This is a genomic window from Cryobacterium zongtaii (genome assembly GCF_002909375.1).
Taxonomy (GTDB): Bacteria; Actinomycetota; Actinomycetes; order Actinomycetales; family Microbacteriaceae; genus Cryobacterium; species Cryobacterium zongtaii.
This window is the reverse complement of sequence record NZ_PPXD01000026.1, coordinates 485,413-506,026: the sequence shown is the minus strand read 5'-3', so window position 1 is coordinate 506,026 and position 20,614 is coordinate 485,413. Positions and strand designations below refer to the sequence as shown.

Here is a 20,614-nt window from a genome sequence, read left to right as displayed (position 1 = left end):
CTGTGTACGTTCACAGACACTCAACGGGGAGTCATTTGCTCCTCGATCTGTGCACGTTCACAGACGTAGCATGAAGCAGGAGCAGATGACCACGCCAGTAGCCACCCCGGCCGTGACCCGTCAGGTCACCCCGACGACACCGTTCGTGCAGAACGGCATCGCCTACGGCTGTGACTACAACCCCGAGCAATGGGGTCCGGAAGTCTGGGCCGAGGACGTGCTCCTCATGCAGCAGGCCGGCGTCGACCTCGTCGCGATCAACATCTTCGGCTGGTCCGCCCTGGAGCCGGCCCCGGGGGAGTACGACTTCACCCTGCTCGACACCATCGTGGACCTGCTGCACGCCCACGGTATCCGGGTGAACCTGGGTACCGGCACGTCGTCGCCGCCGCCGTGGTTGACCACCCTGCACCCCGAGATCCTGCCGCAGACCGAAGACGGCACCACCCGCTACCCCGGCGGCCGCCAGGCCTGGTGCCCCAGCTCGCCGGTGTTCCGCGAGCACGCGCTGCGCCTGGTGGAGCAGGTCGCCACACGCTTCGGCGACCATCCCGCCGTGGCCCTCTGGCACGTCTCCAACGAACTCGGCTGCCACAACGCGCTCTGCTACGACGACGACACCGCCGCCGCGTTCCGGCTCTGGCTCGAGGCCAAGTACGGCAGCATCGCCGCCCTCAACGCCGCCTGGGGCACCAGCTTCTGGAGCCAGCGTTACACCGACTGGGCCGAGGTGCACACCCCCAGGCTCACCCTCTCCAGCCGCAACCCCGGCCAGGTGCTCGACTTCCAGCGGTTCAGCTCCGACGAGCTGCTGGGTTACTACAAGGCCGAAGAAGCCGTCATCCGCCGGCACAGCAGCCTGCCCGTCACGACGAACTTCATGGTCGCCGCGCACATTCGCAACCTCGACTACTGGTCCTGGGCATCCGCCGTTGACGTGATCGCCAACGACCACTACCTCGACCACCGCCTCGCCGACCCCACCACCGAGCTGGCCTTCGCCGCCGACCTCACCCGCGGCCTGGCCGGCGGCGGCGCGTGGCTGCTGATGGAACAGGCCACCAGCGCCGTCAACTGGCAGCCGCTGAACCTGGCCAAGACGCCGGGGGAGCTGACCCGCAACTCGCTGGCCCACGTGGCCCGCGGCGCCGAGGCGATCTGCTTCTTCCAGTGGCGCGCCTCCCAGCAGGGCTCGGAGAAGTTCCACTCCGCACTGGTGCCGCACGCCGGCACCGACACCGTGCTCTGGCGTGAGGTCGTTGAGTTGGGCGCCACCCTCGACAGGCTCGACGAGATCATCGGCACGCGCGTCGTCGCGGATGCCGCGATCCTGTTCAGCTGGGAGGCCTGGTGGGCCGGCGACGGCGAATCCCGGCCGTCGCAGTCGGTGACCTACCTCGAGCAGGTGCACGCCGCGTACACCGCGCTGCACAGGCTCGGCGTCACCGTCGACATCGTCTCCCCGGATGCCGACCTGGCCGGCTACAACCTCGTCGTGGTGCCCGCTCTCTACCTGGTCACCGACGCCCAGGCCGACAACCTGGCCGGTTACGTCGCCGCCGGTGGCCACACCCTGGTCACGTTCTACAGCGGCATCGTCGACGAAGACGACAGGGTGCGCCTCGGTGGCTACCCCGGCGCGTTCCGCGACGTGCTCGGCGTGCGCGTCGAAGAGTTCGTGCCGCTCCGCCCCGGCACCACCGTGGGCCTGGGCGCCCCGATCGGTCTGGCGGCCGGTGCCGCCGGGACCCTGTGGACCGAACGCCTGCAGCTGACCGGCGCGGAGGCCGTGGTGCACTACACCGACGGCGCCCTGCCCGGTGTGCCCGCGCTCACCCGCAACCGGCACGGCGCCGGCACCGCCTGGTACCTGGCCACCGCGCCAGACGCCGACACCTACCGCGACGTGCTCCGCACCATCGCCGGGCACGCTCACGTCACCGCGGTCGGTCCGGAGGGCGACGGCCTCATCGAGGTCATCCGCCGCGCCGCGCCCGGCCGCTCCTACCGCTTCATCATCAACCACGGCGACACCGACCTGGAGGTGAGCGCGGCGGGGGTCGAGCTCGTCACCGGCGCCGACATCGCCCGCACCCTGCGCGTACCGGCCGGAGCCGTACGCGTTCTCAGAGAGGACACCGCATCATGAGCGCACCAGCCCTTCCGGCCGCGGATGCCCGGCGTGCGGGTTCCCGCAGCCCGGCGCCCCGGCCCCGCAAGATCAAGGTCTCGCACCCGGGCGCGATCGCGATTTTCATCGTGCCGTTCGCCATCCTGTTCACCCTGTTCTACCTGCTGCCGATCGGCTACGCGATCTACCAGTCGCTGCTCGTGGTGGAGCGCGACGGCACCTTCGGCAAGGCCACCGAGGTGTTCGGCGGCCTGACCCAGTACATCCTGGTGTTCCAGAACGGACCGTTCTGGGAGTCGATCACCCGGGTGCTCGCCTTCGGTGTGGTGCAGGTTCCGGTGATGCTCGGCCTGGCGCTGCTGTTCGCGCTGCTGCTGGACAGCCCGCTGCTGCGCGGCAAGCGCTTCTTCAGGCTCGCCTTCTTCGTGCCGTACGCCGTGCCCGGCGTCATCGCCGCGATCATGTGGGGCTTCCTCTACTCACCCAACCTGTCGCCGTTCACGGCACTGACCAGCAACGTCAGCTTCCTCTCCGCCGACCTGGTGCTCTGGGCCATCGCGAACGTCGTCACCTGGGTCTACGTGGGCTACAACATGCTCATCATCTACTCGGCACTGTTGGCCATCCCCACCGAGATCTACGAGGCCGCCCGCCTCGACGGCGCAGGGCAGTTGCGCATCGCCTGGTCGATCAAGATCCCGCTGATCATGCCCGCGATCGTGCTCACCGGCATCTTCTCCATCATCGGCACCCTGCAGCTGCTCGCCGAGCCGCAGGTGTTCCGCTCCTTCAGCTCCGCGGTGACCAGCACCTTCACCCCGAACCTGATGGTCTACTCCACCTCCTCGATCCCCAACGTGAACCTCGCCGCCGCGTTCAGCGTGGTGCTGGCCCTGGCCACCTTCGTGCTCTCGTTCTCGTTCCTCAAGTTCACCCAGCGGAAGGAAGGCAAATGAGCGCCCTCACCGAGCCCGTCGCCGTCCCGACCAAGCGCGCGATGCGCCGCGCCGAGAACACGCCGAAGGGACCCAAGGAGAGCCCGCTCTCCCGCGTCGGCGCGATGACCGTGATGCTGGTCTTCACGCTCTACTTCCTCATCCCGATCTGGTGGCTGTTCGTCGCCGGCACCAAGAGCAGCTCCCAGTTCACCAGCACCAACCCGCTCTGGTTCGCCGACTTCAACCTGTTCGCCAACATCGGCAACCTGATCGCCTACCGTGACGGCGTCTTCCTCAAGTGGATGCTCAACAGCGCCCTCTACGCCGGCGCCGGCGCCCTGCTGGCCACCCTGTTCGCCGCCATGTGCGGTTACGCCCTGGCGAAGTACCGCTTCCCGGGCCGGGAACTCCTGTTCAACATCGTCCTCGGCGGGGTCCTCGTGCCCGCCACCGCGCTGGCGCTGCCGCTGTTCCTGATCTTCAGCCAGGTCAGTCTCACCAACACCTTCTGGGCGGTGTTCCTGCCCAGCCTGGTCAGCCCGTTCGGCGTGTACCTCACCCGCATCTTCGCCTCGGCCAGCGTGCCGGACGAACTGATCGAGGCCGCCCGCCTGGACGGCGCCGGCGAGGTGCGCACCTTCTTCACCGTCTCGGTGAAGCTGATGTTCCCCGCCCTGGTCACGGTGTTCCTCTTCCAGTTCGTGGCCATCTGGAACAACTTCTTCCTGCCGCTGATCATGCTCCGCGACGAGACCCTGTTCCCGGTCACCCTCGGCCTCTACGCCTGGAACTCGCAGGTCAACCAGATCCCCGAACTCCGCGGCTACGTGCTGATCGGCGCGCTGCTGTCGATCATCCCGCTGATCATCCTGTTCCTGCTGCTGCAGCGCTTCTGGCGCAACGGCCTCGGTGCGGGCAGCGTCAAGTAACCCCCTCGATTCCTTCCGACTGTTCACCCGGCTCAACCCCGCACCATCCGTGTCACCCTGCACCACTCCTTTTCAGCGAACACCCCAACAAAGGAAAACAATGCGAATCACCAAGAGAGCGGCCACCGTTGCCCTGCTCACCGCAGCCACGGTCGCCATGACCGGCTGCTCAGCCTCCGGCACCTCCAGCGACAGCGCCGACGCTGCTGCCTGCGAGCCCGCCGAGGGCAAGGTCGATCTGACCTTCACGTCCTGGATCCCCGGCATCGAAGAGGTCGTCGACGTCTGGAACGAGGCCAACCCCGACATCCAGGTGGCCGTGCAGACCGGCCCGAACGGCAACGGCGGCACCTACGCCAACTTCTTCAACCAGCTCGAGGCCGGCAATGCGCCCGACCTCGGCCAGATTGAATACGACGCGCTGCCCAACTTCCGCGTGCAGGACGGCCTGGTCAACCTCGCATCCTGCGACGGTGTGATGGACGCCAAGGCCGACTTCGTCGACTGGACCTGGGGCCAGGTCAGCTTCAACGAGGACGACGCCGTCTACGCCATCCCGCAGGACTCCGGCCCGATGGCCATGTTCTACCGGGCCGACCTCTTCGAGGCCAACGGCATCGCGATCCCCACCACCTGGGAAGAGTACGCCACCGCCGCCGAGCAGGTGCGGGCCACCGGCGCGTACATCACCAACTTCTCGCAGAGCGACATCAACCAGTTCGCCGGGCTCGTCTGGCAGGCCGGCGGAACCTGGTTCGGCAACGACGGCGAGAACTGGAACGTCGACCTCACCGGGGACGAGTCGATCATGGTGGCCGACTACTGGCAGGACCTGATCGACCGGGACCTCGTCTCGACGCAGCCGCCGTGGACCACCGAGTGGGACAACGCCTACAACACCGGCGCGGCCTGGACCTGGAACTCCGCAGCCTGGGGTGCGAACTCCATCGCCAGCGGTGCGCCCGACACCGCCGGCAAGTGGGCCGTGGCCCAGTCCCCGCAGTGGGAAGCCGGCGATGAGGCCAGCGGCAACTGGGGTGGCTCGTCCACCGCAGTGTTCACCGGCTCAGAGCACCCGTACGAAGCCGCGCAGTTCGCCCTGTGGCTGAACAGCTCGAGCGAGTCGCTGACCATGCTCAACGAGGCAGCCAACCTGTACCCGGCCGCCAAGGCCGGCCTGGACCTGCCCGTGCTCAAGGAAGGCGTGGAGTTCTACGGCAACCAGCCCATCTACGACGAGTTCGCCGCCGCCTCCGGCCAGGTGTCGAGCGACTTCGTCTGGGGTCCGACCATGACCCAGACGTACAACGACGTCTCGGATGGCTTCAAGGCAGCCGTCAGCGGCAACGGCACCCTCGCGGAGGCCCTGACCACCGGTCAGAGCGCCACCGTCGACGCGCTCAAGGCGCAGTCGATCCCCGTCAAGGAGTAGCTGACCCGCTTTGCCCGTTACCCCGTACCGCCCGGTGCCTCCTCGCGCCGGGCGGTACGGTCGTGTGTGACGCGTGCGGATGCCTCGGCGTCGTGCCCGACGCACGGGTCGCGGTCCGCAGGTCCGCGTGCGATGTGCTCAAACTCCTCCTTCATCCAACGAAGAAAGCAGTGTCATGATCCACCACCTCCGTGCCGCGGGCACCAGCCTTGTTCTCGACGCGTCCGGCAGCGGCACGCCGGTGATCGTGCACTGGGGCGCCGACCTCGGCGAGCTGCCGGCGGCGGACCTCGCCGCGCTGGCCGCCGCGAGTGTGCCGCCCGTCGGCCCCAGTTCCCTCGACGTGCCGCTCCGCCTCAGCCTGCTGCCCGCCCTCGCCGAGGGCTGGAGCGGCCGGCCCGCGCTCGGCGGGTTCCGCACCGGCACGGGCACCCTCGACCCGGCGCTGGCTCTGGTGGCTGTGCACGAGCGCGGCGACAACACGCTGGTCATCGAGCTGGCGGATGCTGACGCATCCGTCACCGTCTCGACCGAGCTTGAACTCACCGTGCAGGGTGTGCTGCGCCTGCGGCACACCCTCACCAACAGCGGCGCCGGCACCCTCGAACTCGCCGGCCTCGACGCGATCCTGCCGGTACCCGACCGGGCGGCCGAGCTGCTCGACTTCACCGGACTGTGGAGCCACGAACGGCGGCCGCAGCGCAGCATCCTCGGCCAGGGCGTCTGGAGCCGCGAGTCCCGGCACGGCCGGCCCGGCCACGACGACTCCTACCTCACCGTGGCCGGCACCCCCGGTTTCGGCTTCCGCCGTGGTGAGGTGTGGGCGGTGCACCTGGCGCACAGCGGCGACAAGCTGGTCTGGGCCGAACGCAGCACGCTGGGCTACGCCGCCCTCGGCGCGGGTGAACTGCTCGCGCCCGGCGAGCTGAGCCTGGCTGCGGGAGCGAGCTACACCAGCCCGTGGACCGTGGCGGTGTACTCCGACGCGGGCCTGGACGGCCTCAGCGCCCGGCTGCACCCGTGGATCCGATCCTGGTCGACGATCACCGGCCCGCGCCCGGTGCTTCTGAACACCTGGGAGGCCGTGTACTTCGACCACGATCTGCCCACCCTGAGCCGTCTCGTCGACGCCGCCGCGAAGGTCGGCGTGGAACGGTTTGTACTCGACGACGGCTGGTTCTCCGGCCGTACCGACGACCAGCGCGCCCTCGGCGACTGGTTCGTCGACGCCGACAAGTGGCCCGAGGGCCTCCACCCGCTGATCGAGCGGGTGCACGCGGCCGGCCTGGACTTCGGCCTCTGGGTGGAGCCGGAGATGGTCAACCCCGACTCCGACCTGGCCCGGGCGCACCCGGACTGGCTGCTCGGCTCGGCATCCGCCCCCACCTGGCGCGGCCAGCGGGTGCTCGACCTGGCCAACCCGGATGCCTTCGCCTGGTTGCTCGAGCGCCTCACCGCGCTGTTGGCCGAATACCCCATCGCGTACCTCAAGTGGGACCACAACCGGGACCTGCTCGGCGGCTCCGTGCACCGGCAGACCGCCGCGCTGTACCGGCTGATCGACGCCGTGCGCGCCGCGCAGCCGGGCCTGGAGATCGAGTCCTGCGCGTCCGGCGGCGGCCGCATCGACCTGGGCATCCTCGAACGGGTAGATCGGGTCTGGACCAGCGACACCAACGACCCGCTGGAACGCCAGCAGATCCAGCGCTACACGAGCGTGCTGGTGCCGCCGGAATACCTCGGCGGCCACCTCGGCGCCGCCACCGCACACACCACCGGGCGTACCTCGGCGCTGGGCTTCCGGCTGGCCACCGCACTGTTCGGCAGCGCCGGCATCGAGTGGGACCTCACCCAGGCATCCGCCGTCGAGCTCGACCAGATCGCGGCCTGGATCGCGATATACAAGGAGCACCGGGCGCTGCTGCACAGCGGCAACGTCGTGCACGCCGACGGGTCGGACCCGGCGATCGAACTGCACGGCGTGGTGGCCACGGATGGCTCCGCCGCCGTGTTCGCGCAGGTCGCGCTGGCCGCGCCGCGCACCGCGCTACCCGCCCCGATTCGGTTTCCCGGCCTGGACCCCGCCCGACGCTACCGGGTGCGACCGTTGCTCGTAGGACCGGTGCCGCGCACCGTGCAGACCGTGCCGCCGGCGTGGCTGGCTGTCGACGCGGGGGAGCTGGTGCTTACCGGCGCCGTGCTCGCCGAGGTGGGCCTGCCCGCCCCGCTCCTCACCCCCGAGCAGGCGGCCCTGTTCACCCTCGACGCGGTCTGACCGCGCCCTGAGCATCCGCGAAAGCGGCCATGTGGTCGCTTCGTGGGTGTCGTGGCAGCCACATGCCCGCTTTCGCGTGGGGGTGGATGTGCGAGAGCGTGAGGGTGGATCCGCGAGAGCGGTTATGTGGTTGCTTCGAGGGGGTCGTGGCAGCCACACGCCCGCTTTCGCGGAGGATGTGGGGCTGGGCGGCACTAACGTAAGGGGCATGACCGAGCAGACCTCGTCGCCGCGGCGCACAGTGCTGTCGGGCGGGATCCTGGTCACCGGGGCCTCCGGCACCGTGGGGCGGGCCGTCGTGGATGCCCTGGCCGAGGCGGGCCAAACCGTGATCGCCGGCATGCGGGACCCCCGCGGGTGGATCGCCGAGGGCGCCCGGCGCGCCAGCGGCACCGCGGCCGGCCAGCAGCCCGCCGGGCCCGGCACTGCACGGATCGGCACAGCCCGACCCGGCAGTAAGCCGCTGCGGGCGCCCAACCAGAAGCCGGCACGCAACCCGGCCCACAAGCCGGGCGGCCTTCCCACCTCGCCGCCGCCAGGACGCACTGTCGGCGCGGCCGACGCATCCGCGGCCGCAACCGGCACAACCGGCGGCGGCGGGGCCATCGTGCGCGCCTTCGACTTCGCCGACCGCAGCACCTGGGCGCGCGCCCTCGCCGGCGTCGACAGGGTGTTCCTGCTCGTGCCGCCCACGATCGGCACCGTGGGGCGCACCCTCATCCCGTTCATCGACCAGGCGATGGAGGAGAGCGGAGTGCGGCAGATCGTGTTCCTGTCGGCGCCCGGTGTGCGGTTCGACACCCGGTCGCCGCATCACGTGGTGGAGCAGTACCTCAAGCGCACCCGCACGCCGCACACCATCCTGCGGCCGAACGTGCTGATGCAGACCCTGTCCACCCTGTACCGCGACGACATTCGCCTGCGCAGTGAAATCGTGCTGCCGGCCGGCGGGGCCAGGGTCGCGTTCGTCGACGCGGCCGACGTGGGCCGCTGCGCCGCCCGGGTGCTCACCGAACCCGGTCATCTGGGCAAGTCATACTCCCTGGCGGGGGAGGAGTCGCTGAGCTTCCCGCAGGTGGCGGAGAGTCTCACCGAGGTGCTCGGTCGGCCCATCCGGTACACCGCCACGACCGAGGCCGAGTTCGCCGAGCTGGCGGCGAAACAGGGTGTGACCGGACCGGACATCGCTGCGCAGGCGAGTTGGTATCGGGCGGCGCGCCGGCGGCTGACCGCACTGCCGAATCGCGGCATCCGCCGGCTCACCGGTCGGCCGGCGACCACGCTGCGCGGTTTCATCGAGGACCACCGCCAGACCTGGCTCTGAAACGCCAGGACCGCCGGGGCTATGCGGTCGGCGCGCCGTCGACCTTGAGCACCGCGAAGGCCGCATCGAGCTCGACGTCGACGTCCTGACCGTTTTCGAGGGTGATCTCGACCTCGTAGGCGTGGTCGAAGTCGTCACTGCGCTCGACCTCGGTGACGGTGCCGACGGTGCCGACGGTGCCGGCGGGCAGGGTGGCGAGCGCCGCGGCCGAGGCGGCGTCGCGGTCGGCGTCGGTGAGCGGGGTCATGGTGGCCGAGTCGTCAGTGCCGGTGTCGTCGGTGGCCGAGTCGTCGCTGCCGGTGTCGTCGCTGCGGCCGTCACCGTCGTCTGAGCCGGAGCCGGAGTTCGAGCCGCTGCCGGTTCCCGGCACCGAGGTTGCGCCATCCGCGGGCAGGCCGTCGACCCAGAGCACGGCGAACTTCTCATCCAGTGCCACGTCGACATCGGTCCCATCGGCGAGGGTCACCTCCACCTCGTAGGCGTGCGCGTCGTTGTCGTCGCCGGACTCGGTATCGGTGACCGTGCCGCTGCCCACGGCATCCAGCGCGGCGGCACTGGCCTTGTCGAGGGCGCTGCCGGTGAGCGGGCCGTCAGATTCGAACGGGTCGGCGATGGCCAGGCCGGCGCCGCCCACCACGAGAACGGCGGCAACGGCTGCACCGGTGATCCAGATGGTTTTCTTCTTCATGGTGTGTCCCTTGTTCGTGAGTGCCACGGCTGCCGTGGCTGATAAGCCCACTGTGCCAAGCCACCGCTGAAGCCAGGCTGAAGCCCGCTGAAGGCCGCTTCAGAAACGAGGTCAGGCCTCGGCAACAGCGGGCAGGCGCACCTCGAACCGGGCGCCGCCCAGAGCGCTGTCGACGATGCGCACGGTGCCGCCGTGCGCCTGCACGCTCTCCCGAACGATGGCCAGGCCCAGCCCGGTGCCGCCGGATGCCCGTGCCCGGGATTCGTCCAGCCGCACGAAGCGCTCGAACACGCGGTCGCGCTCGCCGGGCGGCACCCCGTGGCCGTCGTCCTCCACGGTCAGCAGCGCCTGCCCGTCGACCAGGCCGAGCGACAGGCTCACCCGCCCGGAGGCGTGCTGGGCGGCGTTGTCGACGAGGTTCCGCACCACCTGGCCGAGCAGGTTCTGGTCACCGTGCACCCGGGCCGCACCCACCCCGGTGCTGTCGATGCTGAGCGCCATGGTGTCGCGCAGCCGGCGGGCCTCGGCGAGCATCAGGTCGTCCAGGTCCACGGCCGTGCCGGTCGTCGTGGCACTGCGCTCGGACACCCGCGCCAGCAGCAGCATCCCCGCCACCAGCCGCTCCAGCCGGTCGCCCTCGTCGAGAACGGCCTCGGACAGGTCACCGAGGTTGACCCTGTCGGGATGCGCCTGGGCGACCTCGGCGTACTGGCGCAGCGACGCGAGCGGGGAGCGGAGCTCGTGCGAGGCATCCGAGACGAACTGCCGTTGGGCGCGCTGGGAGGTGTCGAGCCTGTCGAGCATGCTGTTCATGGTGTGCGCGAGCCGGCCGATCTCGTCGTCGCGGCCGGGGTCGTTGATGCGGCGCTCGAGGTTGGTGGCGGTGACGGCGTCGACCTCCCGGCGCATCCGTTCGACAGGGGCCAGCGCCCGGCCCACCACGATCCAGGTGAGCAGCGCGACGATCCCGGTCAGCAGCGGCACGGCTCCGGCCAGCAGCACGCCGACCGTGGCGACGGCCTCGTCGACGTTCTCCAGCGAGCGGCCGGCGACGACGGTGGCGTCGTCGTGGCCTTCGGCCACGACCAGGTAGTCGGTGTCCTCGTCTGGTACCCGGATGGTCTGCGCGTCGTCGTCGCCGTCGATGCCCAGCTGCCGGCCCTCGAGCGCCTCGCTGGCGGCGAGGAGCGTGCCGGAGCGGTCGGTGATCTGGAAGATCACGTCGTCATCGTCGGCGTCAAGGCCGCTCAGACCGCTGCCGCTGCCGGTGTCGAGCTCGGTCTCGATCTGCTCGAGGTCGCGTTCCACGGCCGTGTGCAATTCGTCCAGCAGCACACCGCGGAGCACCAGCGCGAACACGACCGCACCGCCGACCAGCGTTGCGGCAACGATCGCGGTGGACACCAGGGTGATCCGGCCGCGCAACGACCGGCTGCGGGCCCGCTTAGCCACCGTTGGCCGCCAACCGGTAGCCGGCACCGCGCAGGGTCTCGATCGCGGCCCGGTCGAACGGCCGGTCCACCTTGTTGCGCAGGTGCCGCACGTACACCTCCACGATGTTGGGGTCACCCTCGAAGTCGAAGTCCCAGACGTTGTCGAGCACGTCACGCTTGCTCACGACGGTGCCCCGGTTGCGCATCAGGTATTCGAGCACCGCGAATTCCCGGGCGGTGACGTCAACGGATGCGTCGCCCCGGCTGACCCGGCGGGTGGCGGGGTCGAGGTGCAGGTCGCCGGCGCGCAGCACGGTGGGCCTGGCGCTGGTGCCGCGGCGGATCAGGGCGCGCATCCGGGCCAGCAGCACGGCGGAGGAGAACGGTTTGGTGAGGTAGTCGTCGGCGCCGGTGTCGAGGGCCTCGACCTGGTCCCACTCGCCGTCCTTGGCGGTGAGCATCAGGATCGGGGTCCAGTTCTGCTCGGCCCGCAGGGTCTCGCAGACCCTGTAGCCGCTCTGGCCCGGCAGCATGATGTCGAGCAGGATGACCGCATACTCGTTCTCGCGGGCCAGCCAGAGCCCATCCGGACCGGTGCCGGCGATATCGACCGCGAACCCCTCGGCCTCGAGGCCGCGCTTCAACCCGGTCGCGAGCCGCACCTCGTCCTCCACCACCAGCACGCGCATCCGGCCCCCTCGTCAGTAGGTCGGCCGCACGGCCGCCGCTGCCAGTGTGGCCGATGCCGCTGAAGGCAAGCTGAAACCGCCGTGACCGGCTCGGCTACGGCTCCCGGCGCGCCGTGCGCCAGAGTCCGAATGCGAGCGGCACCCCGAGCCACACCACCAGCGACACGGCCAGGCGGGGCCAGTCATCCGCGGTCATCGCCCCCGTCATCAGCACGCTGAGCGTCGTGTTGACGTCGAGCCACTCCGCCGGGCCGCGCAGCGACTCGATCGTGAGGGTCAGCACCGTCCACAGCGTCGGCAGGCCGAGGTAGGCCACGATCGCCACGGGGGTGCTCAGAAACGCGAGCCCGAACGCCACGCCCTGCCACACCAGCAACACGAGTGCGAGCGCGGTTCCGCCCACGAGGCCCCAGTTCAGCGCCCACGACCCGTCGGCGCCCTGCCAGAGGATGCCCGCGAGGTTCAGCGCCGCGCTGACCAGGAGCGTCACCACCATCACGATGAGACCCAGCGAACCTGCTGACACGAGTTTGGCGAGATTCACCCGGGTGCGGCGGGGCTCGAGGGTGAACGTTGAGAGCGCCGTGCGTGCCGACCACTCACTCGTTGCGGCCATCACCCCGATCAGCGGCAGCAGCAGCAACTGCCCCAGCGACGCCGATTCAGCCAGTGACGTCCAGGTGAGGCTCGCCGCATCCGCGGTGAAGAAGGTGAGCGCGATGAACCCCGTGTTCACGAGGGCGATCGCCACGAGCAGCCACAGGCCTGCTCGGGTGTCGAGCTGCTTGCGCAACTCCACGGCGCACAGTCGGAGAAACGGGATGCCACCGACAGCGGGTCGGATGCCCGTCGCCAGACCCGAGGGCGATCGGTCGGTGTCGGAACCGACGGCCTGGTGCGTGCTGCGATACGTGCTCATGCGGATACATCCTCTCGTCCGTCTGAGGCGGTCATGGTGAAGAACAGTTCTTCCAGCCCGGCCTTGGCGGCCGGACGCAGGTCGGTCACGACGATCGCGCAGCCGAGGGCAATCCGCCCGACGTCGGCGACCGTCGCGGATGTGGTGAGCCCGGCGGCCGTGGCCGTCACCTCGAACCCCGCCGTGATCAGCGCCGCACCGAGACGATCATCGTCGAGGCTCTGCACCTGGGTGCCCACCACGGCGAGCAGCTCGGCGGCACTGCCCTGGGCAAGGAGCCGGCCCTGGCCGATGATGATGAGATCGTCGGCCACCGCCTCTACCTCGAGCAGCAGATGGGACGACAGCAGCACGGTGCCGCCGGCGGCGGCGAACGAGGTGAGAAGCCCACGCATCCAGCGAATACCGGCCGGGTCGAGGCCGTTGGCCGGTTCGTCGAGAATGAGCACTTGCGGGTCGCCGAGCAGCGCGCCGGCCAGTCCCAGTCGCTGCCGCATGCCCAGCGAGTAGCCGCGGATGCGAGCGCTGCCCTCTGCCGGGGTGAGGCCGACGAGCTCGAGCACCTCGTCGACCCGGCGGGCGGGCAGCTGCATCAGCTGTGCGGAGATCGCCAGGGATTCCCGACCCGTGCGACCGTTGTGTTGGGCGGAGGCGTCCAGCAGCACGCCCACATGCCGGCCCGGATTCTCGAGCGCCCGGAACGGCACGCCCAGCACGGTGCTGCTGCCGGAGCTCGGCGCGGCCAGGCCGCACAGCATGCGCATGGTGGTCGATTTGCCGGCACCGTTCGGGCCCAGAAACCCGGTGATGCGGCCGGGCAGGGCGGTGAACGACACATCGTCGACGGCGACCCGGGTGCGGTAGCGCTTGGTGAGTTTCTCTGCGGTGATCATGGTCTCCATGGTTCCGGCGTGCCGGTGAGGGCGAATCGGACTCGGGTCTCGGCTGCCTCCACCGTTAGTAGGAGAGCACAGAGACGAAGGGGTGAGCGGATGCCGGAGCGGGCCGCCTACTCTGGACATATGACCGCCAGCCTGCGCACCGCGCCAGCCGACCGGGCCGTGCCGCTGCCGGCCGCCCGGCGCCCGGCGCCGATGCCGGCACCCGGGTTGCGGCTCTGGTCGAGGATCTGGCGCTACCTGGTGGCGGTGGGCCTCGGGCTGCTGCTGATGATCATCAACCTGGCGGACGTGTTGGGGCAGGATCCCAGCACTCTCTCGGACGCCGCGAATGCCGCCATTTTCGGCTTCCTGCTGCTCGATCTCCTGTTCGGCGTGATCGCCGTGGGCCTGTTGCCGCTGCGCCGTCGGCTGCCGGTGCTGACGGCGGTGCTCACGGCCGGCCTGTCGGCGGTGTCGGTGTTCGCGGTGGGGCCGGCGGCGCTGGCCATCGTGTCGATGAGCACGCGGCGCCGCTGGAAACCTGTCGTTGCAGTCGGGTTCACCTGGGTGGCCGCCGGCATGTTCTACGAGCTGGTGTTGCGGCCCAGTGTGCCCGGCGCGACGATCGATGCGGGCCTGACCTGGGCATCCGGCGGGTTGGCCATTGCGATCTACGCGATCTGCGCCACCGCCGGTTTCTACATCGGGGCGCGCCGTGATCTGCTGGCGTCGCTCCGCGAACGCGCCGAGAACGCCGAACGCGAGCAGGCGCTCCGTGAGGACTCCGCGCGGGAAGCCGAGCGCACCCGGATCGCCCGCGAAATGCACGATGTGCTGGCCCACCACATCTCGCTGGTGTCGCTGCACGCCGGCGTGCTCACCTTCCGCACCGATCTGACCCGGCAGGAGACGGTGGATGCGGCCACGATCATCCAGGGCAACGCGCAACTGGCTCTCACCGAACTGCGGCAGATTCTGGGGGTGCTCCGCAGCCGCGACGGCGGCGCGGACGGTGCCGGCTCCGGCATCGCCGAGCCTCCGCAGCCGACGCTCGCGGAGCTGCCCGCTCTGCTGGCCGACTCACGGGAGGGCGGAGTGCAGGTGTCGGTGGATGTGAGCGGGCTGGGTAATCGGGTGGACCCGGTTACCGGTGCTTCCTCGTTGGGTCAGGTCGAGCTTGACGGGCTTTCCGAGTCGGTCTCCCGCGCCGCGTATCGCATCGTTCAGGAGGCGCTCACGAACGCACGCAAACACGCTGCCGGTGCCGCCGTCACCGTGCAGCTCGAGAAACTGGGCGACGAGTTGGTGGTGTCGGTGCGGAACCCGACTGCGCCGGCATCGGTTCTTTCGACCCATGGCGCCGGCATGGGCCTGACCGGCCTGCAGGAGCGTGCCGAGCTCGCCGGGGGCAGCCTCGAGCACGGCACCGACGTCCACGGCCGCTTCGTTCTGACGGCGAGGCTGCCGTGGCAGTGAGCATCCGCGTGGTGATCGTTGACGACGACGCTCTCGTTCGGGCGGGCCTGCGCATGATTCTCGGCGGCGACCCATCGATCGAGATCGTCGGTGAAGCCGCCGACGGCCTCGCAGCCCTCGATCTGATCGCGCGGGTGGGCCCGCACGTGGTGCTGATGGACATTCGGATGCCGCGGCTCGACGGCCTCGAAACTACCCGGGCGCTCACGGCGCGCGGCGATCGCACCCGGGTGATCGTGCTGACGACGTTCGACACCGACGAGTTGGTGCTCACCGCACTGCGGCACGGTGCGGTGGGATTCCTGCTGAAGGACACCCCGCCGGCCGACCTCGTCGATGCGGTGCGCCGGGTCGCAGGCGGCGAGTCGACCCTCTCGCCCAGCGTGACGGCGCAGCTGATCGCCACCGTGACCAGCGGCACCGACGTGCGCCGGCAGCGGGCCGGCACGCTGCTCGACCGGCTGACCGAGAGGGAACTCGAAGTGGCCATCTCGGTCGGGCACGGACTGTCAAATGCAGAGATCGCAGCACGGCTGTTCATGGGGGTCGCGACGGTCAAGACGCACATCGGCCACGTGTTCGCGAAGCTCGAGGCCACGAACCGGGTGCAGGTGGCGCGCACCGTGCACGACGCGGGTCTTACCGGGGAGTAAGCGGGAGAGTCCGCGGCGGCCCAGATGAAATCTGCTGGTCAAAAGGTGGTTACCTGCGGCGAAGCCCAGCCCGGCGCTAGGGTGTTGGCATGACGTCTGCAGCAGAGTCTCTGGTTCACATCGACCATTTCCGGATGGATTTCGCCGGCACCACGGTCATCGGGGACCTCTCCTTCGATGTGCAGCGCGGCGAGACGTTCGGGTTCCTCGGGTCCAACGGCTCCGGCAAGACCACCACGCTGCGGGCGCTGCTGGGCATCTACATCCCGACTGCCGGCATCCTGCATATCGATGGGCGCCCGTTCACGCCGGAGTCCGGCATCCGGCTGGGCTATCTCCCGGAAGAACGCGGACTCTATAAGAAGGAATCCGTTCTCGCCGTGATGACGTACTTCGGCCAGCTCAAGGGTCTGAGTAAGAAAGCCGCGGTGGCCTGGTCGACGAACTATCTCGAGAGGGTGGGGCTGGGGGATAAGGCGAAGGTCCGGGTGGACAAGCTCTCCGGCGGTCAGCAGCAGAAGGTTCAGCTCGGTGTCACGATCATGAACGACCCGGAGCTGCTGATCCTGGACGAGCCCACGAAGGGGTTCGACCCGGTGAACCGGCGACTGCTGATGGACATCATCGAGGACCAGAAGAAGGCCGGTGCCACGGTGCTGATGGTCACTCACCAGATGGAGGAAGTCGAGCGGCTGTGCGACCGGGTGATCCTGTTGAAGGGCGGCCGGGCGGAGGCCTACGGCACAATCCCTGAGGTGCAGAACCAGTACGGCGGCACGATGATCCGGGTCGGCTACTCCGGCGAGATACCCGCATCTGGGCACTACGAGATCAGCCTCCGCGACCGCAACTACGCCGAACTCACCCTCATCGGCACCGTAGATGAGGCCTTGATCTTGCGCGACCTGGTCGATGCCGGCGTTCTGATCCGGAGTTTCACCACGAGCAAGCTCTCGCTCGAGGAGATCTTCGTCAGCGTCTATGGCGACCAGAACGAAATGGCAGGTGCCTGAGATGGGTCAGCACAATCTCCGTACGGTCATCGGGTTCGAAGTGGGCCGTACCCTGGGCAAAAAGAAGTTCTGGGTCATCACCCTGCTGGTGCCGATTGCGATCGGCATCGTGGTGGGCCTGGTGACCCTGGGCAACACGTCGTCGATGAGTAACATCGATGCCCAGTCAGACGCGAAGCTCACCTTCACCTACAGCGACGCATCCGGTTATGTCGACCCGGCCGTGGCGGCAGCCTTGGGCGGTACGCCGGTCACGGATGACGCATCCGCGATCGCCGACGTGAAGGCGGGCGAGGAGGACGCCCATTTTGTGTACCCGGCGGACCCGGCCACAACCCCGACCCAGGTGTATGGGATCGACAAGGGCCTGTTCGGCAACGGCGAGTATGAGGGTGTCGCGACCCAGGTGCTGATCACCAGCGCCCAGGACCAGATCGGGGATCCGGCGCTGACAACGATGGCGCAGGGCGACGTGTCGGTGACCTCCACCACCTACACAGGCGGGGAGGAAGCGGCCGGGTTCATGGGCGTGATCCCGCCGCTGATCTTCCTGGCGATGTTCTTCCTGACCTTCACCCTGCTCTCCAACCAGATGCTCACCAGCACCCTGGAAGAGAAGGAGAACCGAGTCACGGAGATGATCCTCACCACCCTGAACCCCACCGCCCTGATCAGCGGGAAGATCATCTCGGTCTTCATCGTCGGCTTCGTGCAGGTGCTGGTATTCCTCGTGCCGGTGGCGGTCGGCTACCTGTTCTTCCGCACCTCGTTGAACCTGCCGGAGGTGGATCTCGCCAGTTTCACCTTTGATCCCGGCCAGATGATCGTCGGCGCGCTGCTGGCCCTGGGCGGTTTCGCCCTGTTCACGGGCACCGCGGTCGCGATCGGGGCGGTGATGCCCAACGCGAAGGATGCCGGCGGCTGGTTCACCGCGCTGATCATCCTCATGATCGTGCCGCTCTACTCGGTATCGCTGGTGCTCTCGGATCCGCACAGCGCCGTCGTGCAGGTGTTCACCTACTTCCCCTATTCGGCGCCGATCACCGCGATGCTCCGCAACGCGTTCGGCTCCCTCGCGGGCTGGGAAGCGGCCATCGTCATCACGGAACTGTTCCTCCTCAGCGCTGTCGTGCTGCAGCTCGCGGTGCGTCTGTTTCGGTACGGGTCCATCGAGTACACGAACAGGGTGTCGTTCAAAACCGTGTTCGCCGGGCGCACGGCCAGGAGCCTCGCTCGGGGCTGAGTTCCTCGTGGCCGCACCACTCAGTTGCGGACTTCCCCCCCCCTTCGTTGCGCTGACGAAGGCGTGAAGTCCGCACATCAACTCGCGGTCGGCGCGGTGAGGAGCCCCACGAGCACGTCGAGCGCGCTCCCGAGCTCGAGATCCGTCGGGGTGCCGTAGCCGAGCACCAGGCCGTGCTGCCCTCGGGCTAGAACCGCGTAGTCGGCCAGCGACGCGACCCGCACCCCGCGCGCGGCGGCGAGCGTGACGAGAGCGGACGCATCCGCCCCGGTGTGCACCACCACATGCAGCCCGCCGTCGAGGCCGGTGAGCCGCACGCCGGGCAGCGCGCCGAGCCTGCCGATCACCAGGGCGCGGCGGTGGGCGTACTCGCGGCGCACCCTGGTGACATTGCGGGCCAGGCCGCCGCTGTCGAGGTAGCGGGCGAGGGCCGCCTGCTGCACCCCGGAGACCGACGGGCCGAGGTCGTCCCGCACCTCCTGCAGCGCCGCACCGAGGGGTCCGGTGGCCACGATGTAGCCGCAACGGATCCACGGGGTGACGGTCTTGGAGAAGCTGCCGACCAGCGCGACTCGGCCCGACCCGTCGAGGGTGGCGAGGGCGGGCAGCGGCATCGCGTCGAAGCGGAACTCGCTGTCGTAGTCGTCCTCGATGATCACGGCATCCGTGGCCCGCGCCCAGTCGAGCAGATCGAGGCGACCCTGCACCGAGAGGCTGCTGCCCAGGGGGTACTGGTGGCTCGGGGTCACCAGCACCGCGTGCGGCCTCGGCGCGAGGGCGGCGAGCTCGGCCAGGTTGATGCCGTTCTCGTCGGTGTGCACCGGCCGGATGAGGGCGCCCACCCGGCGCAGCACCCGCCGGGCGGTGGGGTAGCCCGGGTCCTCGACGGCGATGTGTGGGGTGAACCTGGGTGCGTCGGCCGGCGCGGCATCCGCGGGGGTGGCGAGAGCGAGTCCGATGCCGGCGAGGGCGTCGCTGGTGCCGGCCGTGACGATCACGTCAGCCGGCTGGCAGGCCAGGCCGCGGGTTCGCCGCACGTGCTCGGCGATCGCGGTGCGCAGCTCGAGGGTGCCGTTCGCGGGCGGTGAGTCACTGCGGCCGGACGCCGACACGGCGGCCCGCCAGGCGGCGGTCCAGGCCGGGTCGACGAGGGTGCGGGTCGACGGATGCCCGGGGGTCAGGTCGAGGAGCGGCCGCGCGCTGGGTAGGCCGGTCAGTGGGGTCGCCGGCGGTTTTGGCGATGGGGTCCCGGTTGGGGGACGCTCCACCATCACCCGGGTCGCCGAGCCGGGTCGGGCCAACAGGTAGCCCTCGCCGGCGAGCTGGTCGTATGCGGCGACGACGGTGCCGCGCGACACCCGCACCGAGGCGGCGAGGGCGCGCGTCGAGGGTAGGGCCTCATCGTGGCGCAGCGTTCCGTCGAGGATGGCCCGCCGGAGGGCCGTGGCCAGCTGCGCCGCGAGGGGGAGCGCGGCCCCGCGGTCGAGCAGGATCGGCAGCTCGTGTGCGTTCATGATCGGTCCTCGTTCTTGTGGTGCTCCGGGGCGCCGCGGCGCCAACTGGTCTACTCGTCGGCGCGATAGGTGGCTCTGTCGTTGATCCACTGTGTCCCCGATCCTAGTAGCATGCCCCACACCAGCCAGCCCCACGAAGACTCGAAAACCGACTCGTCACCGGCGGGCCTCGCCGCCGTCGCGCTGCCGGGAGCCCGGCCCGACGCCACGTTGCCGGCGCCAGACGTGCCTTCGGCGGACCTGCCCATCACCGACCGCACCCGCGTCACCCGTTCCCCGGAGCGCCAGCGCACCGACCGCGCCGAGCTGTACCGCATCCTGGACGACGCCCTGGTCGCCCACGTGGCGATCGTGCGCGACGGCCTGCCGCGGGTGCTGCCGATGGGTTTCGGCCGCGGCGGCGATGCCATCTATCTGCACGGCTCCACCGGCAGCGGAATCTTCCGAATGATGGCATCCGGCAGCCCGATCTCGGTCACGGTGACCCACCTCGACGGCCTCGTATACGCCCGGTCCCTGTTCGACAGCTCGATGAACTACCGCAGTGCCGTGGTGTTCGGCACGGCCACGATCGTCGCCGACCCGGCCGAGAAGACCGAGGCGATGCGCATCGTCTCCGAACACCTGATGCCCGGCCGCACGGCCGAGGTACGCCCGATGACAAAACGCGAACTGGCCGCCACGCTCGTGCTGCGCCTGCCGCTGGACGAGGTCAGCGTGAAGGTGCGCGCGCACGGCGCCTCCGAGGAGCCCGACGACGGCGAGGACCGCTCCGTCTGGGCCGGCGTGCTGCCGCTGCGGCTGACCGCCCTGGCGCCGGAGACCTCGCCGCTCACCGCACCGGGCACGTCGGTCTCGGCCTCGGCGACCGCGTACGCCGCTCGCATTGCTGGCGCGGCCGATGCCGCTGCCGCCCAAGCGGAGCCGGCCGTGGCTGCTCGGATGCCATAGCCGGTGAGCGGCGCCGGCGGCGCGCATCCGGCTCAACTGTGCCCCGTGCGGACAATTGCTACCGGCGCACCGGGTGCAATTGTCCGCACCGGCAACAGTTGCGCGGCGGTGTCAGCTGGCGCCCG

The 20,614-nt window shown here is 69.7% G+C and carries 17 protein-coding genes; 11 read left to right on the top strand and 6 right to left on the bottom strand.

The genetic code is table 11. The annotated features are described in order from the left end of the window. The first annotated feature begins 85 nt into the window (after nt 1–85). The 6 genes from C3B61_RS17770 to C3B61_RS17745 all read left to right on the top strand — a co-directional run bounded on the left by C3B61_RS17770 (nt 86) and on the right by C3B61_RS17745 (nt 9,029). Entirely contained in the window at nt 86–2,149 is a 2,064-nt protein-coding gene (locus tag C3B61_RS17770) for a beta-galactosidase (protein ID WP_103461879.1), read from the top strand. After that, a complete protein-coding gene (locus C3B61_RS17765) occupies nt 2,146–3,087 on the top strand; it encodes a carbohydrate ABC transporter permease (protein WP_088456948.1) in 942 nt (313 codons plus the stop codon). The genes C3B61_RS17770 and C3B61_RS17765 overlap by 4 nt, the downstream gene beginning before the upstream one ends. A gap of 41 nt (nt 3,088–3,128) precedes the next feature. Further along, nucleotides 3,129–3,998 (top strand): carbohydrate ABC transporter permease, encoded by an 870-nt coding sequence (locus tag C3B61_RS17760; RefSeq protein WP_198415085.1) that lies wholly within the window; start codon nt 3,129–3,131, stop codon nt 3,996–3,998. Between the two features lie 100 nt (nt 3,999–4,098). Continuing rightward, nucleotides 4,099–5,430: an ABC transporter substrate-binding protein gene (locus C3B61_RS17755; protein ID WP_088456947.1), complete on the top strand. Its 1,332-nt coding sequence runs from the start codon at nt 4,099–4,101 to the stop codon at nt 5,428–5,430. A gap of 175 nt (nt 5,431–5,605) precedes the next feature. Then, nucleotides 5,606–7,705 carry an alpha-galactosidase gene (locus C3B61_RS17750; RefSeq protein ID WP_103461798.1) on the top strand — a complete coding sequence of 700 codons (2,100 nt, stop codon included), beginning with the start codon at nt 5,606–5,608 and terminating at the stop codon, nt 7,703–7,705. A gap of 208 nt (nt 7,706–7,913) precedes the next feature. Continuing rightward, nucleotides 7,914–9,029: an NmrA family NAD(P)-binding protein gene (locus tag C3B61_RS17745; protein WP_165791215.1), complete on the top strand. Its 1,116-nt coding sequence runs from the start codon at nt 7,914–7,916 to the stop codon at nt 9,027–9,029. A 19-nt stretch (nt 9,030–9,048) separates the two neighbouring features. On the opposite strand, the gene C3B61_RS19975 is transcribed toward C3B61_RS17745, so the two are convergent. The 5 genes from C3B61_RS19975 to C3B61_RS17720 form a co-directional block, all read right to left on the bottom strand. After that, a complete protein-coding gene (locus tag C3B61_RS19975; protein ID WP_208858855.1) occupies nt 9,049–9,717 on the bottom strand; it encodes a PepSY domain-containing protein in 669 nt (222 codons plus the stop codon). A 111-nt stretch (nt 9,718–9,828) separates the two neighbouring features. Beyond that, complete coding sequence (locus C3B61_RS17735; RefSeq protein ID WP_244285991.1) at nt 9,829–11,169, bottom strand: sensor histidine kinase; 1,341 nt, start codon at nt 11,167–11,169, stop codon at nt 9,829–9,831. Beyond that, nucleotides 11,162–11,839 (bottom strand): response regulator transcription factor, encoded by a 678-nt coding sequence (locus tag C3B61_RS17730; RefSeq protein ID WP_088456943.1) that lies wholly within the window; start codon nt 11,837–11,839, stop codon nt 11,162–11,164. Before C3B61_RS17730 ends, C3B61_RS17735 begins: the two co-directional genes overlap by 8 nt. 94 nt (nt 11,840–11,933) lie before the next feature. Next, nucleotides 11,934–12,758 carry an ABC transporter permease gene (locus tag C3B61_RS17725; RefSeq protein ID WP_103461796.1) on the bottom strand — a complete coding sequence of 275 codons (825 nt, stop codon included), beginning with the start codon at nt 12,756–12,758 and terminating at the stop codon, nt 11,934–11,936. Continuing rightward, nucleotides 12,755–13,651, bottom strand: a complete 897-nt coding sequence (locus C3B61_RS17720; protein ID WP_208858854.1) for an ABC transporter ATP-binding protein — start codon at nt 13,649–13,651, stop codon at nt 12,755–12,757. Before C3B61_RS17720 ends, C3B61_RS17725 begins: the two co-directional genes overlap by 4 nt. A gap of 129 nt (nt 13,652–13,780) precedes the next feature. On the opposite strand from C3B61_RS17720, the gene C3B61_RS17715 reads away from it, so the two are divergent. The 4 genes from C3B61_RS17715 to C3B61_RS17700 all read left to right on the top strand — a co-directional run bounded on the left by C3B61_RS17715 (nt 13,781) and on the right by C3B61_RS17700 (nt 18,024). Then, nucleotides 13,781–15,115: a sensor histidine kinase gene (locus C3B61_RS17715; protein WP_208858853.1), complete on the top strand. Its 1,335-nt coding sequence runs from the start codon at nt 13,781–13,783 to the stop codon at nt 15,113–15,115. Beyond that, on the top strand, nt 15,106–15,768 hold the full coding sequence (locus C3B61_RS17710) for a response regulator transcription factor (protein WP_103461794.1): 663 nt from the start codon (nt 15,106–15,108) through the stop codon (nt 15,766–15,768). The genes C3B61_RS17715 and C3B61_RS17710 overlap by 10 nt, the downstream gene beginning before the upstream one ends. Nucleotides 15,769–15,857: 89 nt before the next feature. Further along, the gene (locus tag C3B61_RS17705; protein ID WP_244285990.1) at nt 15,858–16,781 is read left to right on the top strand and encodes an ABC transporter ATP-binding protein; all 924 of its coding nucleotides are present in this window, start codon (nt 15,858–15,860) and stop codon (nt 16,779–16,781) included. Between the two features lies 1 nt (nt 16,782). Beyond that, nucleotides 16,783–18,024 (top strand): ABC transporter permease, encoded by a 1,242-nt coding sequence (locus C3B61_RS17700; RefSeq protein WP_103461792.1) that lies wholly within the window; start codon nt 16,783–16,785, stop codon nt 18,022–18,024. Between the two features lie 77 nt (nt 18,025–18,101). On the opposite strand, the gene pdxR is transcribed toward C3B61_RS17700, so the two are convergent. Next, nucleotides 18,102–19,538: a MocR-like pyridoxine biosynthesis transcription factor PdxR gene (gene pdxR / locus C3B61_RS17695; protein ID WP_241990431.1), complete on the bottom strand. Its 1,437-nt coding sequence runs from the start codon at nt 19,536–19,538 to the stop codon at nt 18,102–18,104. Nucleotides 19,539–19,649: 111 nt separating this feature from the next. Between pdxR and C3B61_RS17690 the strand changes: the two genes are divergently transcribed. After that, on the top strand, nt 19,650–20,489 hold the full coding sequence (locus C3B61_RS17690) for a pyridoxamine 5'-phosphate oxidase family protein (protein ID WP_208858852.1): 840 nt from the start codon (nt 19,650–19,652) through the stop codon (nt 20,487–20,489). The last annotated feature ends 125 nt before the right edge of the window (nt 20,490–20,614 follow it).